Annotated in this window: 11 protein-coding genes; 8 read left to right on the top strand and 3 right to left on the bottom strand. The window is 41.7% G+C overall.

Annotated elements, in window-relative coordinates:
- Positions 1-15 precede the first annotated feature (15 nt).
- The 8 genes from EWE74_RS08870 (at position 16) to EWE74_RS08835 (ending at position 14,230) form a co-directional block, all read left to right on the top strand.
- Positions 16-2,124: a glycoside hydrolase family protein gene (locus tag EWE74_RS08870; RefSeq protein ID WP_130141212.1), complete on the top strand. Its 2,109-nt coding sequence runs from the start codon at positions 16-18 to the stop codon at positions 2,122-2,124.
- Between the two features lie 44 nt (positions 2,125-2,168).
- Positions 2,169-4,817 carry a beta-glucosidase gene (locus tag EWE74_RS08865; RefSeq protein ID WP_130141211.1) on the top strand — a complete coding sequence of 883 codons (2,649 nt, stop codon included), beginning with the start codon at positions 2,169-2,171 and terminating at the stop codon, positions 4,815-4,817.
- A gap of 375 nt (positions 4,818-5,192) precedes the next feature.
- Positions 5,193-8,165, top strand: coding sequence for a SusC/RagA family TonB-linked outer membrane protein (locus EWE74_RS08860; protein ID WP_130141210.1), 2,973 nt, complete (start codon positions 5,193-5,195; stop codon positions 8,163-8,165).
- Between the two features lie 11 nt (positions 8,166-8,176).
- On the top strand, positions 8,177-10,111 hold the full coding sequence (locus EWE74_RS08855) for a RagB/SusD family nutrient uptake outer membrane protein (RefSeq protein WP_130141209.1): 1,935 nt from the start codon (positions 8,177-8,179) through the stop codon (positions 10,109-10,111).
- A gap of 383 nt (positions 10,112-10,494) precedes the next feature.
- Positions 10,495-10,827: an Lrp/AsnC ligand binding domain-containing protein gene (locus EWE74_RS21290; protein ID WP_239018603.1), complete on the top strand. Its 333-nt coding sequence runs from the start codon at positions 10,495-10,497 to the stop codon at positions 10,825-10,827.
- A gap of 298 nt (positions 10,828-11,125) precedes the next feature.
- Positions 11,126-12,124 carry a DUF1852 domain-containing protein gene (locus tag EWE74_RS08845; protein WP_206365192.1) on the top strand — a complete coding sequence of 333 codons (999 nt, stop codon included), beginning with the start codon at positions 11,126-11,128 and terminating at the stop codon, positions 12,122-12,124.
- Between the two features lie 29 nt (positions 12,125-12,153).
- Positions 12,154-13,182, top strand: a complete 1,029-nt coding sequence (locus EWE74_RS08840) for a methionine synthase (protein WP_130141208.1) — start codon at positions 12,154-12,156, stop codon at positions 13,180-13,182.
- Between the two features lie 55 nt (positions 13,183-13,237).
- The gene (locus EWE74_RS08835; RefSeq protein WP_130141207.1) at positions 13,238-14,230 is read left to right on the top strand and encodes a bile acid:sodium symporter family protein; all 993 of its coding nucleotides are present in this window, start codon (positions 13,238-13,240) and stop codon (positions 14,228-14,230) included.
- A gap of 260 nt (positions 14,231-14,490) precedes the next feature.
- Here EWE74_RS08835 and EWE74_RS08830 read toward each other — a convergent pair whose 3' ends face one another.
- Genes EWE74_RS08830 through EWE74_RS08820 form a run of 3 tightly spaced genes read right to left on the bottom strand, consistent with a single transcriptional unit; the run spans position 14,491 to position 16,359 of the window.
- Entirely contained in the window at positions 14,491-15,363 is an 873-nt protein-coding gene (locus tag EWE74_RS08830) for a helix-turn-helix domain-containing protein (protein WP_130141206.1), read from the bottom strand.
- 42 nt (positions 15,364-15,405) lie between these two features.
- A complete protein-coding gene (locus EWE74_RS08825) occupies positions 15,406-15,765 on the bottom strand; it encodes a hypothetical protein (protein ID WP_130141205.1) in 360 nt (119 codons plus the stop codon).
- Positions 15,766-15,798: 33 nt separating this feature from the next.
- Complete coding sequence (locus EWE74_RS08820) at positions 15,799-16,359, bottom strand: SCO family protein (protein ID WP_130141204.1); 561 nt, start codon at positions 16,357-16,359, stop codon at positions 15,799-15,801.
- Positions 16,360-16,428: the final 69 nt, after the last annotated feature.

The raw sequence follows: 16,428 nt of genomic DNA, 5'->3' as shown, positions 1-16,428 counted from the left end.
AAATGTATAGATTCTATGAATATTTTTAAATTAAAGAAAATTAAGACAAATTTTTTTGCGGTAGGTTTGGCCTGCTGCATTTTCAGTGTGACGGACATATCGGCTCAAGTTGCCACAAATAATGGTAAAAACCATAAGCCTTTTGTACATAATGCCCCTGGGAACCCTTATTTGCCTCTATGGGAGCATTTACCAGACGGGGAACCGCGTGTGTTTGAAGATCCGGATAATCCGGGAAGATACCGTGCATATATTATTGGTTCCCACGATCTCCGGCTGGATAGCTACTGCGGGCCGGATATCCGAATGTGGTCAGCGCCGGTTGAAGACCTTTCCAGTTGGCGCGATGAGGGGGCAATTTTTACATACGAGATTGATGGACAATGGGACGTCATGTATGCGCCAGATCTTGTTGAGGTAAAAAGAAAAGATGGTACAAAGGAATATTATTTATATCCGCACAGTCGGGGAGCAAATAGAGAGGCGATGGTTGCGAAAGGTAGTCGTCCCAATGGCCCTTTTACCCCAGTCAATATGACGGAAGATGGGAGGCGTACCCTGCCCGGCAGTTTAATCGGTTTTGATCCTGCAGTATACATAGATTATATTACTGATCCAAATGATCCAGATTTTGATATTGGATTTAGAGCCTACGCCTATTGGGGCTTTCAACATTCTTTAGCAGCAGAGTTAGATCAAAATACGATGTATTCTGTTCGTCCAGGGACAGAAATTATTGACAGATTCATTCCGGCTAGCGCCCGATATGGTGTATTACGTGATCCGGAAGGAACGAAATACCCACACATACAAGAAGGCGAAGATTTAGGATCATTTAATTTTTTTGAAGCCTCCTCCATTCGTAAAGTTGGAAACAAATATGTGTCAGTTTATAGTGGATATTCCGGCCCTGAATACGGCATTGGAAGTTCTAATTCCACTTTGCGCTATCTCGTTGGCGATTCGCCTTTAGGACCTTGGAAAAGTGGCGGTGTACTTGTTGATTCTCGTGGTCCCGTACTGAATCAAAACGGAACAGCTATTCAAACTTCCAATACGGGACATAATACGCACGGAAGTATTGAAGAAATTAATGGACAGTGGTACGCATTTTATCACAGACCTCCTAGAAATTTTGGTTTTGCTCGTCAGGCTGTAGTAGCTGCAATTACAATTGACTGGGATGAAAAGCCCGTAGCTGAGGGTGGTACGGTGCGAATTCGTGCATATGATCCGTATGCGTCTGATAAGATTTGGTCTGCAAAAGATACAGAAGGAAGAGAATATAAAGGTGCGGAAGTAACATCCGAAGGCTTCCATATTTACGGTCTTGACCCTTATCGATATTATTCAGCAGGATATGCCTGTTATTTATCAGACGTTAGTACGATGCAGGATTCATGGGATATTTGGGATAACCATATGCCCATCACCAATGTCAAGAATGATCATATAATAGGCTATAAGTATTTTGGATTTGGAGGGCTGAAAAAGAGTGAAAAAGGCCTCAAAGCCTTTGATGGAACAAAAAAGGGAAACAAAACGGCATTCAACGTTTTTTTGACGCCAAAGTCAGCAAAAGCGTTTAAGATAAATGTTTGGTTAGACGGGCCATGGGATAATGAGACTTGGAAAGGTACAAAGATTGGAGAAATTGTTATTCCAGCTAATGCGAAACAGGAGGAAACACAATTTGCAATTGATGTCTCTAAGTTTGTAGATGCTTTAAACGAGAAGCATGCTGTTTTTATGGTGGCTGAGGGAGCAGAGACAGAAAACCTTTTTGATTTAGCAGGGATAGGATTTAGCACAGCTAAAAAGAAAATTGCGCGTCCGATTGTTCCAAAAGTAGATATTAGCGTTGATGGTCACAAAGTTTTATTGCCAGAAACACCTATTCGATCGACCAACGAGAATGGCATCGTGGGATATGATCGCTATGAAGTGAAATATATGCCTCCAAATAAAGAGTCGAATATTCCTGTTGTAACTGCTACGGCGGATAACAAGGATGTTAAAATCAACATAAAGCAAATGACTACTAAGTCGGATGTGGCAACCGTCGAGTTTAACTACAATGGGGTCGTTAAAACGTATAATGTAATTATTTCGCCAGAGGTATAACAATAGCGCGTAATTAATTCAACGAAAAACAAAATGTAAACGATATGGACAGCAAACTTTGTGTAATATTCGCCTGCTTGACGGCTATACTGATGGCATGCTCCAACAATTCGAGATATGATGGTGAATATGCTTTTCGAAATCCCGATTTGCCTGTCGACCAGCGTATTGATAGCCTACTCATTTTGTTATCATTAGAAGAAAAGGTTGGTTTAATGATGAACAGTTCAAAGCCAATTCCGCGCTTGGATATACCTGCCTATGATTGGTGGAACGAAGCTTTACATGGTGTGGCGCGTTCCGGTAAGGCAACGGTGTTTCCGCAAGCAATTGGTATGGCAGCGACTTGGGATGAGGAGAGTCATTTAAAGACATTTGAGATTATATCGGATGAAGCTCGAGCAAAATATAACGAAGCTGTGCGTCAAGGCGAGCGCGGCCGTTACTACGGTTTGTCTTTTTGGACACCTAATATCAATATTTTTCGTGACCCTCGTTGGGGACGTGGACAAGAAACCTATGGAGAAGATCCATACCTTACCACTGTTCTGGGCCTTGCTGCCGTGAAAGGGCTTCAAGGGGAGGATGATACGTATTTCAAAACACATGCCTGTGCTAAGCATTATGCCGTCCATAGCGGTCCGGAATGGAACAGACATTCTTATAACGCAGTTGTTTCGGATCGCGACCTCTGGGAAACCTATCTTCCCGCTTTCAAAGCTTTGGTCCAGGAAGGAAATGTACAGGAAGTAATGTGTGCATACAATGCTTTCGAAGGGAAACCATGTTGTGGGAGCGACAAACTAATGATGGATATTCTTCGGAACAAATGGGGATTTGAGGGGATGGTCGTTTCGGACTGTTGGGCGATAGATGATTTTTATAAAAAAGGTCATCATGAATCACACGATACGCCAGCAGCAGCAGTCGCTAATGCGGTATTGACATCCACTGATTTGGAGTGCGGGCAATCCTATGAACATTTGCTGGAATCTGTGAAGATCGGCTTAATTACGGAGTCACAAATTGATGTTTCTCTGAGGCGGATATTGCGCGGATGGTTTGAATTGGGGATGTTCGATCCAACGGAATTAGTACCTTGGAGTAAATTATCCTACGATATTGTCGCTTCTGCAAAACACAGGCAACATGCCTTGGAAGTTGCACGTCAATCCATGACATTGCTAAAAAATGAAAACAATGTACTTCCGCTGGATAAGAATATCAAACGTATTGCCGTTATCGGAGCTAATGCGGCTGACAGTATGATGCTGTGGGGTAACTATAACGGAAGCCCGACAGAAACGGTTACGATTCTAGAAGGTATACGGCAAAAGGCTCCGCATGCGGAATTGATTTATGAAAAGGGTAGTGATTTGGTAGATCCGTGGGTCCGGACTTCTCTATATGAGTCGTTTGTAACGAAAGCAGGTGGCGAAAAAGGCTTGCAGGTTGAATTTTTTAACAACAATACGCTGGAAGGTCAGCCAGTCCGTACAATCACTAATACGTTGGGCATTGAGTACTCCAATAGAGGAGGAACCGCTTTGGCACAAGACGTAAATTTGGAAAACACATCGACACGTATCTCGGGGGTATTCGTTGCGCCATATACCGGAGAAGTAGTTTTTAAAGCCAATGCAAATGACGGTTACATCTTGCGCGTTGACGGAAAGCTAATTGGCCAGATGGAAGGAGCACCTGCGGTGGCTGGTGCAGAGTACGAGGTAAAGGTGCAGCAAGGTAAATCCTATCCGGTTATGTTTGAACATCGGCAAAAAGGCAGCATCTTGACAATGGGTTTATCTGTATACAAAAAGGAGAAAGCAGACTTTGCGGATTTGACCGAACGTTTAAAAGGCGTCGATGCGATTGTCTACGCAGGCGGTCTATCACCACAGTTAGAGGGGGAGGAGATGTACGTGGATGCGGAGGGTTTCAGAGGTGGAGACCGGACTTCGATTGATTTGCCCAAAGTTCAACGGGATTTGTTAGCCGCATTACGTGAAACCGGAAAGCCGGTGGTGTTTGTATTGTGTACCGGCAGTGCGTTAGCATTGGAACAAGATGAGAAAAATTATGATGCCCTCTTGTGCGCGTGGTATGGAGGGGAACAAGCAGGCCACGCTGTAGCTGATGTATTGTTTGGTGACTATAATCCAGCTGGACGGTTACCTGTTACGTTTTACAGGACGTTGGCGCAATTGGACAATGCTTTAACGAAGCATTCGGATCCGGGAAGGCAAGGCTTTGAAAATTATGATATGCAAGGTCGCACGTATCGTTATATGCAGGATGAGCCTTTGTATCCCTTCGGACACGGTATCAGTTATTCTACATTTGTATATGGTCAAGTAGAAATTCCCGAAACGATTAAAGCAGGTGAAGATCTGAAGTTGTCTTTGCAATTGACAAATCATTCGGATTTGGATGGTGAAGAAGTCGTCCAGGTATATGTTTCTCGTAAAGATGATCCGTCAGCGCCACTCAAGTCTCTTCGCGCTTTTAAGCGCGTATTCGTAAAAGCAGGGGATACTGAAACTATAGCGTTGCATATAGGACCCGATGCGTTTGAGTTCTACGACGACCAACTGAATGGGTTGAAACTAAAATGCGGTGAATATAATGTATACGTAGGTGGCACATCAGCAAGTCCTCAACTCAAAAAAAACGCATTATATGTTACTAAATAGCCTCCCAGGCTATTTAGTAACATATTGAAACGACTTTGTTACGTACGTTAACGGTTGCATTTGCAAATACAGCTAAACTTGTATCAGCAACCAAGTAATATATAATTTTTTATAAATTATATTTGAGGGAGTACGATTTATAAACCTAGTCTTTATCCTAGATTAGTGTAAGCGTGATCGTCTTATCCGAAAAATGCAACCGGTTGTAGTTATAAAAATTAATGAAAAGCAAAAACTAAATTTATTATGATTACAAAACCAGATTTCTTATCGCCTGGTATCTTGATGATAGCGAGAGGTAGACTGTTTCGTGTTTTTTTATCTTTAATATTTCTTATCCTCTGTACTGGAGAACTTTTGGCGTAGCAGCGAACAATTAAAGGAATAGTAAGTTCAGATGTTGGAGAGCCATTGGTAGGGGTATCGGTTATTGTAAAAGGGACAGACAGAAGCACTTCAACGGGTGATGCTGGACAATTCTCTATTGAGGCTGGTACAGGTGAAACAATTGCATTCACTTTTATTGGATTTAATATGAGAGAGGAAGTGGTGGGTAGCTCTGATAATTTAAAAGTGTCCTTAACCGCCGCAGAGGGCAAATTAGAAGAAGTGGTGGTTGTGGGTTATGGTACACAACGCAAAGAGGCGGTAACGGGGTCCGTATCATCTATCGGTGGCGATGACATGCGCGAGGTGCCATCGGCAAATATTACGCAAGCCTTACAAGGCCGTCTTCCCGGTGTACAGATGTCGCAGTCATCTTCTCGTCCGGGTGCTGCAACGCAAATACGCATCCGTGGTACACGATCGCTGACGGCCAGTAACGATCCGTTGATCGTTTTAGATGGGATTCCGTTCACAGGATCCATCACCGATATAAATCCTAACGATATTAAAAGTATTGATGTTCTTAAAGATGCTTCTGCAACGGCCATTTACGGTTCTAGGGGGGCTAACGGTGTAATATTAGTTACATCAAATACAGGTGCTATAGGACAAAAGGCAAGGGTTTCCTACAATAGTTTTCAAGGATTTCAAACACTTTTTTCTAAATATCCGATGATGGACGGCGCCAAGTTCGTTGCATTGCGGGAGGAGTCTGGCATGTACCCGAATAACGGTATCGACGAATCCGATGAAGTGGATACTGACTGGCAAGATCTTTTTTATAGAACAGGCCATACGGTGAGCCAAGATGTCGGTGTGGCTGGAGGAACAGAAAGCGGAAGCTACAACTTCGGAGCGGGATATTATACAGATCAAGGTGTGCTACCGCTACAAGGGTATAACCGTATATCGCTACGTGGTTCGGTAGACCAACGTATAGGAGATTATGTCCGTTTGGGATTCAATACCAATAGCAACTACAACCGCACGACGGGACAGCATGTTGGACTGGGGATATTGAGCATGTCCCCCATCGTAAACCCATATAATGCAGACGGTAGCTTAAAGCGAACTGTACAGATGCCCCTTGATGAAGCATGGGTTTCAACAAGGTCTGTTATGGAAGATCTGAAAGATAATTGGCTGAGTGAGACTAGAGCTTTTGCAACATACAATTCTATGTTTGGCGAAGTGTCTGTTCCGGGCGTCGAAGGCTTGAAGTACCGTGCCAATTTAGGATTAGATTATAGACAAAACAACGGAGGATCCTTTACTGGTGCTGGTATCAATAGTGCGAATCCAAGTACAGTATCTACGGGATCTATAAACAATTCACACGTTTATCATTACGTTATAGAGAATATCCTAACTTATGATAAAACATTTGATTCAAAACATAATTTGAATCTTACTGCGTTGTATTCTGCTGAGGAAAATCAATACATAAGGTCAGAAATGGCAGCAAGGGATATTCCAGCAGATGCTTTTCAATTTTATAATTTGGGTCATGCTTTGGGTGAGATAACCGTCAATCCGGATGGACAAGTTTATGAAAAGTGGGGACTGCTTTCATGGATGGGACGTGCAATGTATTCTTATGACGACCGTTATATGATCAGTGCCACAGTACGTGCAGATGGATCATCACGCTTAGCTAAAGGTCGGAAATGGCATACATACCCGGCAATATCGGCTGGTTGGAATATAGGAAGAGAATCTTTTATGGAAGATGTTTCTTTTGTTAATATGTTAAAACTTCGTGCAGGTTTTGGGCAAACATCTAATCAGGCAATCAATCCGTATGCTACTTTAGGACGTTTAGCTACAAGACCCTACAATTTTGGCGACGATCATTATGATGTGGGTTACTTTGTTTCTCAACTGCCTAATCCAGAACTAGGTTGGGAATACTCGAAGACCTACAATTTCGGTTTAGATTTCTCTTTATTTAATGACCGCCTTTCAGGGACCGCAGAATATTATGAGACATACACACATGATCTGCTTTTAAATCTGAATATGCCGGGTTCCTCTGGTGTAGAGAGTTATACGGCAAATGTCGGTCGAACGCAGAACAAGGGGGTTGAGTTCTCTCTAAGTGGTTTGATACTTGATAACGTGAATGGATGGACTTGGGAGGCCGGGTTAAATATTTATCGTAACCGTAATAAGTTAGTTCAATTGGCAGATGGTCAAATGCGGAATGAAGGTAATTGGTGGTTTGTAGGTCATCCAATCGACGTCATTTTTGATTATCAATACGAAGGGTTGTGGCAAGACGGGGATGAACATCTAGATATTTTGGAACCGGGCGGAAACGTAGGTATGATTAAAGCGAAGTATGATGGTGGGTATGATGAGAATGGCGTCCCATTACGCGCAATAGGACCCGATGATCGCCAAATTATAGATTTGCAGACGAATTTCCAAGGGGGACTAAATACTCGTGTTGCTTATAAAAATATTGATTTAGGTGTCGTAGGGATGTTCCAAAACGGAGGGATATTGATTAGTACCTTACACTCTGCTTCAGGGTATCTTAATATGCTTTCGGGACGAAGAAACAACGTGGACGTTGATTATTGGACACCGGAAAATACCGGTGCGAAATATCCGAAACCAGGTGGCGCGATGAGTGGTGACAACCCGAAATATGGAAACTCTCTAGGTTATTTTGATGCGTCTTATCTCAAGATTAGAACACTTTCATTAGGCTATAATCTAGGACAGCATGATTGGACGCAGCGTTTTGGTATTAGCCAATTCCGGGTATATGCAATGGTACAAAATCCGTTTGTGTTTTTCTCTCCATTTAACAAAGAGACTGGTATGGATCCTGAAACAAATTCGTACGCAGATGAAAATACAGCAGTGGCTGCACACCCGAACCGTTTACTTACAATAGGTACGAATACACCTGCAACACGCAGTTATCTTTTGGGTATTAACGTTACATTTTAAAAATTACGACGATGAAAAATAAGCATAAAATATTCTGTGCAGGCGTATTAGCCGTAATGTCTGTTATTACTTCTTGCACTAAAATCTTAGAAGAACAACCCAGAAGTCTTTATGATCCTAATTTTTTTGAATCAGAGCGAGGGATTATGGGCGGAGTGACATCTCAGTATGCACATCTCCGTTGGATTTATGGACAGGCCTATTATTATAATACAACCTTAACGGGGACCGATGAGGCGACCTATGGACAACAAGCCGATCAAAATTTTTTAGTGATGGATCTAAGCGGTCGAGCAGAAATGAATTCGGAAAACAGCCGAGCGGATGCAATATGGGGGGTGTGCTTTAGTAATATCAATACCGCGAATGGCATTATCGAAAAAGCTCCTTTAGTAGAGGGCATCAGTGAGGCCATTATCGCAGAAGCACATTTTTTCAGGGCTTTTGACTACTTCTTGTTGGTGCAGACATTTGGAGGCGTTCCTCTTGATCTTGGATCAGGTGAACTTGTCTTTAATACCAGTACGTCTCGAACTTCTGTCCGTAATACTGTTCCTGAGGTTTACACAAGAGCTATATTCCCTGACTTGAAACTTGCGGTGGAAGAATTGCCTGAAGTTGGTCGGGTAGTCGGTGGAGTTACAAAGACTTTGGCTAGACTTTATCTCGCTAAAGCTTACCTGACCTATGCTTGGTGGCTAGAAAATCCTAACGACATTCCAACTTATCCCGAAGCTGCAAGGGTTGATCCAGATGGTCATGACGCCAATTGGTACTTTCAGCAAGCTTACAATGTCGCTGTGGAAGGCATTGAATCGCCGGGGCCATTTGCCTTGCAGGAGACATTTTACGATGTTCATGTCGCTACCAACGACCGCAATAACGAATTGTTACTCTTCGCAGATCATACCGAAACGAGCGAGTTTTACAACGCAGGCAGTTTGACATATGGTGGTGGTGGGGCACCCGAAAACTTTGCAAGTTGGATGTTGACTTGGAATTATACAGACATAAGAAGTAGTTCTTCTAATTCCAACTGGATACCGATGAATTCGGTACTACGTGAAGCTGCACAGCCGTTAGGGAGACCTTGGGTACGCATGGCTCCGACGATAGGTGTAATTCAAAATACATTTGCTGATAAACAGAATGACTCACGATATGATGGAACATTTACGACAGTGTATAGAGGCAATTGGGATAAATCTGATGTAAGTGGGCCGGTTTACAATGCTAACTTTTTGCTTGTAAATCCTGGTGATGCTATTCTTACGTTTTTGGATGACGAACCAAGTCAGGAGATAGATTTTAAAAACGATGTATACCAGAGTAATATGGGGGCAGGGGTGCTACCGGGCAGATCAGACTTTGTTGTCGGTCCCAGCAATATTAGTAGACGAGTCTACCCAGGTATCTGGAAGTTAGGTCCCTATCGTACGGACAGCAATGGTGGTTTAGGGGAACCGAATGCGGCGAGCACGAGGCCATTTAATATCGCTAAATTTTCGGAACTATATTTTGTAGCAGCCGAGGCTGCGGTGAAAGGTGCATCAGGAAATTATAGTGCTAGAGAGTTAGTTAATGTAATCCGTGCGAGGGCTGGCAAGTGGCGTTGGAGCAACAACGGCAACGAAGAGAAAATCCAAGATAATAGTGCCGCTATGGTTGCAGCCACTCCAGCGACAATTGACATTAACTATATCTTAGCAGAACGGTCTAGGGAATATTATGGCGAAGGATATCGTTGGTATGATTTGATAAGGACGCAAAAATGGAATGAGCTGGCTTCTACCTATCAGATTGGAGGCCCAAATATCGGAGACCGTACTCCTATCACGTTTGAACGTGATATTAAGCCTTTTCATTATCTCCGCCCTATTCCGCTGGGGCAACTAGACGCCATGGAAAGTGGTAAGGAAGGATATCAGAATCCAGGGTATAACTAATATTCTAAAAGACGCCTTATTCTTTTTAAACTCGTTCATCTGATTTTAAAATCAGATGAACGAGTTTTTTATGCGATCTCCGTCGATTTCCTATAGATTATGGTCGCTTCCAATAAAAAATTCTCATATAGCATATTCCGACTGTCTTGTTTTTTATCAATTAATTTCGAACTGCATTTTCGAACCGTCCAAAACTGAATCTGCCGCTGACTTCGGTGACCGAAACGGAAATCGTCCTGTCATTACCGGGCGGTACGGGCAGTGGCTCCCCGTGACTGCAGAACAGTACCGAAACGGTAGCTTCTTTCCGCCTGAGCGATGAGGCGGGACTGGCGATAGATGCGGCACGGAACCTGTACGTGTCCGATGTCGGCAACCGGGAGGTGAGGAAAATCTCTCCACAGGGCGTGGTGATAACTTTTTTGAGCGGATTTAATACAGACATCCGCGGTGTGTTCATCTATCCGGCAGGTATCTTGAATACTTTTCTTGCCAATGGAAGCGTCAGTCGTCTCAGTATGGCCGATATGACCGCTACGCAAGTCGACATATCGGGCGATTATGATTTCCTTTTGAAAGTGACCGTGCGCGACATGAAACATTACCAGGATTTTGTATTTAACAAGCTTGGTTCTGTAAACAGTATAGGTAGCACGCACAGCACTTTTGTAATGGCTGTCGTAAAAAATACTTTTGGAGCCGCAGCAGGGAAGTAAAGATACTATCAGGCTATTTCTTTAGCCGTGTTTACTATCTTTTTACAGACAATTTAAGCAACTAGGAAACAACCATATTCTTCTTTCCAAAGAGAAATTATCTGTTATCCATGTTATTGGTTCTCGAAAAAAAGATTATTTATCTTTTTTGTTATAAAATAATAGAATTATTATCTGATTTGATAATAAAACACAATAGTTTAGTCTTTTATATCGAAATTTGTAAGATAAAATGACTTTGGTCATTTGATTGAAATCGATCATATTAGAGAATTCAAGAAAGAACAAAAAGAAATATATGGAAGACATCCGGAATATCGTGAAGAGCGATTTTGCATTCACGCTAAAGAGCATTTATTTCAACGAAGACTATATACCGTCCGACAGTACGCGCACAACAACCAACTTTGCCAACTTGGCAAGAGGAACAAGTCGTCAAGAAAACTTGCGCAACACGATTAATATGATTAACAATCGGTTTAATAGCTTGGCAAACTGGGATAATCCGAATAGCGATCGTTATTCGGTTGAATTGGAAATTGTTTCTGTTGATATAGATATTGATGGTAGTGGTACAACATTCCCGTCTATCGAGATTTTAAAAACGCATATTATCGATCATAAAACAGGAAAACGCATGGAGGGAATTGTAGGGAACAACTTTTCTTCGTACGTACGCGATTATGATTTCAGCGTATTGCTTTTAGCGCATAATAAGGGTAAAGACAAATTTAGCATTCCCGATAATTTTGGTGTATTGCACGGTAATCTATTTAAGCATTTTGTAGCTTCAGAAAGTTATAAGGAGAACTTTGCCAAACTACCTGTAATATGTTTAAGCGTAGCAGAGAATAAAACATACCAACGTACAGGAAACCATCACCCGTTATTAGGTTTTGAATACCAACCCAGCGAATCTTCTTTAACAGAACAATACTTCAAAAAAATGGGCTTACAGGTTCGTTATTTTATGCCAATTAATAGTGTTGCACCTTTGGCATTCTATTTCTTTGGCGACTTACTGGCTGATTATACAAACCTTGAATTGATCAGTACCATCAGTACTATGGAAACATTTCAAAAGATTTACAGGCCTGAAATTTATAATGCCAATTCTGTCGCAGGAGTTTGCTATAAGCCTAGTTTGAAAAATCAAGACCATTCCTTAACAAAAATTGTATACGACCGGCAAGAGCGCAGCCGGTTAGCCATTGAACAGGGTAAATTTGCAGAAGAGCATTTCATTAAGCCTTACAAAAGTGTCTTGGAACAATGGTCTGCCAATTTCGCTCGTTAATGGATATAACACGTTAAAATTATTTTTATATGAAGAAATTATTGCCCACCTCAATTGTGGGAAGTTTGCCCAAACCTGTCTGGCTTGCACCACCCGAAAAACTATGGTCACCCTGGAAATTAGATGGCGATCAGTTACTTGAAGGGAAACAAGATGCTTTACGTATAGCTTTGCACGAACAACAATTAGCAGGGTTAGATATCATTTGCGATGGTGAGCAAACACGCCAACATTTCGTAACCACTTTTGTCGAGCATCTAAGTGGGGTAGATTTTGAAAATCGTAAAACCGTAAAAATCCGTGACCGTTATGATGCGAGTGTCCCTATGGTTATAGGGGAGGTTGCACGTCAAAAAGCAGTTTTTGTTGAAGACGCTAAATTTTTACGTAAACAGACGGATAAAACCATAAAATGGGCATTACCCGGACCGATGACCATGGTAGACACCTTATATGATGCCCACTACAAAAGCCGGGAAAAATTGGCATGGGAATTCGCGAAAGCGCTCAATGAAGAAGCAAGGGAACTGCAGGATGCCGGAGTAGATATTATCCAGTTTGATGAACCCGCATTTAATGTATTCTTTGAAGAAGTGAACGACTGGGGGATGGCAGCATTAGAAAGAGCCATTGAAGGTTTACATTGTGCAACTGCGGTACATATTTGCTACGGTTATGGAATACAAGCTAATACTGACTGGAAAAAGACATTGGGTTCAGAGTGGCGTCAATACGAAGAAGTTTTTCCACAAATTCAAAAATCGAGTATTGACATCGTGTCCTTAGAATGCCATAACTCGAATGTACCTTTTGATTTAATTGAACTCATTCGGTGTAAAAAAGTAATGGTAGGAGCCATTGATGTGGCAACAAACACGATCGAAACACCCGAAGAAGTAGCCGATACCCTACGTAAAGCGCTTAAGTTTGTAGATATCGAAAATCTTTATCCTTGTACAAACTGTGGTATGGCTCCATTATCCCGAAACGTAGCAAGAGGGAAGTTGAGCGCTTTAAGCGTGGGAGCAGAAATTATACGCAAAGAATTCGCGGTTTAGTTCCCATGTATTGACGAATAATTTTGGTACAACGGAGTAATATATTAAGAGCGTATTGAAGAAGTTATTAGCAATATTAAATAAAGCAGGTTTCGACGGTTTCCTGTTAATGATAGGCGTCATGATCCTGCTGGCTTATTTTTTGCCACAGCCTGGCATGGTCCAAGAACCTGTTTCGCTGGAGGAGATTGCCAATGTAGGCGTGTCGTTTATTTTCCTTTTTTATGGATTGCGACTGAGTGTTGAGAAATTAAAAGCCGGGCTTGCCAACTGGAAAATGCACATTATTGTTCAGTTGACAACCTTTTTGGTTTTTCCACTCATCGTTTTGGCATCTCGTCCCTTGTTCACAGGCACAGACCTTGAGTTGCTTTGGTTAGGTATATTCTTTCTGGCGGCTTTACCGTCCACAGTTTCCTCCTCCGTTGTCATGGTTTCCATCGCCAAGGGCAATATTCCCGCAGCTATTTTCAACGCGAGCATTTCCAGTTTGATCGGAGTAATAGTTACCCCCCTCTGGGTTGGTCTGTTCATCGCTTCTGCAACGGGGGCTTTTGATGTCACTGATATCGTCATAAAATTGGTTCTTCAAGTCCTGTTACCTGTTATCATCGGCATCAGTCTTAACTCCCGGTTTGGCGCCATTGCCGAAAAGTATAAGAAATACCTCAAATATTTTGATCAGGCAATCATCCTTACTATCATTTACACCTCGTTTTGTAAGTCATTCTCCGAAAATCTTTTTGAAGGTTTTACTGCTCTTGAACTTGCCGGACTAGCTGCAGGGATGATGGCCTTATTTTTCGCCGTATTCTTTTGTGTCGGACTACTCAGCCGCTTTTTTGGCTTTTCAGATGAAGACCGTATCACTGTATTATTTTGTGGGTCAAAAAAGTCATTGGTACACGGCACCGTCATGTCAAAAGTGCTCTTTCAGCACAGTACCATCACCGGTATCGTCTTGTTGCCGCTCATGCTCTATCATGCCTTGCAATTGATTGCCGCCAGCATCATCGCTCAGCGTATGGCCCGACGAAAAGAAGTATAATTTTTCACAAAAATATTTCACGTAGGTAACCTGTCTAAAATATCCCCAAAGTATGGTACTGGTGATGTGTATCAGCGACAAGTCCATCCGCGGTATGCGACATTTCACTTCTCAGGGAATAAAGGATTACGAGATACCTCAGGAAATGACAATCCAATTCGTAACTGCTTTCATTTTGGAGAAATGGATTGCCGCATATAACAAAAAAGCGGTCCCAACTAACTGGAACCGCTTAAATTAATTCAATGGAGATATTACCTTTATCGCTGTGTCTTTCTAAACTCTTCTGGGCTAAGTCCATGCTTCTTTTTAAAAAAAGTAATGAAGTAAGAAGAACTGTCGAATCCAAGTTCAAATGATATTTCCGATACCGTTTTGAACGTGTGATAGAGCAACCTTTCTGCCTCCATGAGTATTCGGTCTCTTATTATTTCTCCGACACTCCTGCTCCGCCGTTCTTTACAGATACGGTTTAGGTAATTCGTTGATATGTTCAACTTTTCGGCATAAAATGAAGGGAATCGTTCTCTTTTGTAGTACTGTTCCAACAATTGTTCAAACAGTCGTACTTTACTCTCTTTCTCTCTATTGTAGGGAGCATCAACAGCTATACCATTGTGTCTCTCCATAATACCCAATACGATATTCAGGTAGGAGCGCAATATCGTTCTTGAATCAGCTCCTGAGCGCTTGAATTCATCGTACATTGCATCCATCATCATGCGCCAATGGGGCATATCTTCCGTATACTCCAACTGTTTACATACGCTATTGCTTTTTAGAAATGAAAAATCGTATAAAACATTGTCGTTATATCGTTTCGAAAAAAAAGCATCCGTAAACAACACCATCCAGCCTTTGGCTTGTTTATCTATTTCAAATGTACAGACACTGGTAGGGTTTACACTCAATACTTCTCCTTTATGGATTTGTGTAGAAGACTGATCTACAACAAACCTTCCGGCTTGATCTTCTAAAAAGATTATCATGTAAAATCTTCTCTGGTTTGGCAACGAGAAAAGACTACAGTAATGCTGATTATAAGATTGAAGCGAAGTGATGAAAAAACCTAAATCGGGACTTTCAAAATCTTCCAGTGTCAAAACTCTTATTTCTTCTGTCTTGACAACCATAATAATATTACCTTAATTTAAATAATCGATAGATCAATTAAATCAGGCAATAGGCGGTTTGAAGATAGAAAAGCAAAAGCCATCTGATAAGGGGGCAGTAGCAACCGATTGGGTTAATAGGTTTCCAATATCCTTTTGAATAGGCTGCGTATTGTTTAAAGTGAAGAATGCTAATATCATTGTTACTTCCAGCAACTTAAGTTTCACAGGTGCATCATTATGCTGCTGGTCCTCTTTAATTTTTTCCTCTAAATAACACGACCCTTTACATACTGGAATAGTATCAAATCTATTGATACACAACTGGCTTTCTATATAGTCCCAGTTGAGCTGAAAGCCTACAAAAATCCACATACTACTCGTTGACTGTATCAATACAGCCACAAGCAACGATATGTACATGAATCTTTTCAAAATGGTGCGAATGTATTAAATTTATTTTTCTTTTCGTAAAATATCAATATCTGCTAATAATCTCTTTGTTTCATCCTGCGAAGTTCCGTCGTATACACCCCGGATATGTAGATCCTTATCGACCAAAAGAAATCCACCGCTGTGTGTAAATCCGCCGGGAGCCGTACTATCCGGATAGGCAATAGCATAATAAGATTTCTCCGCAAGATGTAATACATCTTGTGGGCTTCCATATAGAAAATGCCATTTCTCTCTTTTAACCCCGATCTTGTCAGCGTAGGCTTTCAATGCCGGAATGGTGTCGCGTTTAGGGTCAATACTGAAAGAAAGGAGAACAATATCTTCCATTCCCATCGTTTCATCGTACACTTCCTTCATCTGCGCGTTCATTTGCGGACAAATGGTTGGACATGACAAGAAAATAAATGAAGCAATATGGATCTTACCAATCAGGCTCTGATCAGAGATGGGTATACTGTCCTGATCAAGCATGCTGAATTCATCGATCTTAGGATAAATTAGCTCACTCCCTTCCGTAACCGGATTGCCGAGATAGGGAAGTTTTTTTCGTTGACAGCCCATAGAGCATATAGTCAAAACTAAGAATAAGCTTACATATTTCATTGAGATAAATACTATCCTATTTTAAAT

The sequence above is a fragment of the Sphingobacterium corticibacterium genome, assembly GCF_004208525.1.
GTDB lineage: Bacteria > Bacteroidota > Bacteroidia > Sphingobacteriales > Sphingobacteriaceae > Sphingobacterium > Sphingobacterium corticibacterium.
Note: the sequence above shows the minus strand (reverse complement) of the source record. Positions and strands in the feature narration are given on the sequence as shown.

Coding starts and splice junctions, on each gene's coding strand:
- EWE74_RS08855 (WP_130141209.1), top strand. CDS start 8,177: ATGAAAAATAAGCATAAAATATTCTGTGCAGGCGTATTAGCCGTAATG.
- EWE74_RS08825 (WP_130141205.1), bottom strand. CDS start 15,765: ATGTACATATCGTTGCTTGTGGCTGTATTGATACAGTCAACGAGTAGT.
- EWE74_RS08820 (WP_130141204.1), bottom strand. CDS start 16,359: ATGGGCTGTCAACGAAAAAAACTTCCCTATCTCGGCAATCCGGTTACG.
- EWE74_RS08830 (WP_130141206.1), bottom strand. CDS start 15,363: ATGGTTGTCAAGACAGAAGAAATAAGAGTTTTGACACTGGAAGATTTT.
- EWE74_RS08840 (WP_130141208.1), top strand. CDS start 12,154: ATGAAGAAATTATTGCCCACCTCAATTGTGGGAAGTTTGCCCAAACCT.
- EWE74_RS08865 (WP_130141211.1), top strand. CDS start 2,169: ATGGACAGCAAACTTTGTGTAATATTCGCCTGCTTGACGGCTATACTG.
- EWE74_RS08845 (WP_206365192.1), top strand. CDS start 11,126: ATGGAAGACATCCGGAATATCGTGAAGAGCGATTTTGCATTCACGCTA.
- EWE74_RS08870 (WP_130141212.1), top strand. CDS start 16: ATGAATATTTTTAAATTAAAGAAAATTAAGACAAATTTTTTTGCGGTA.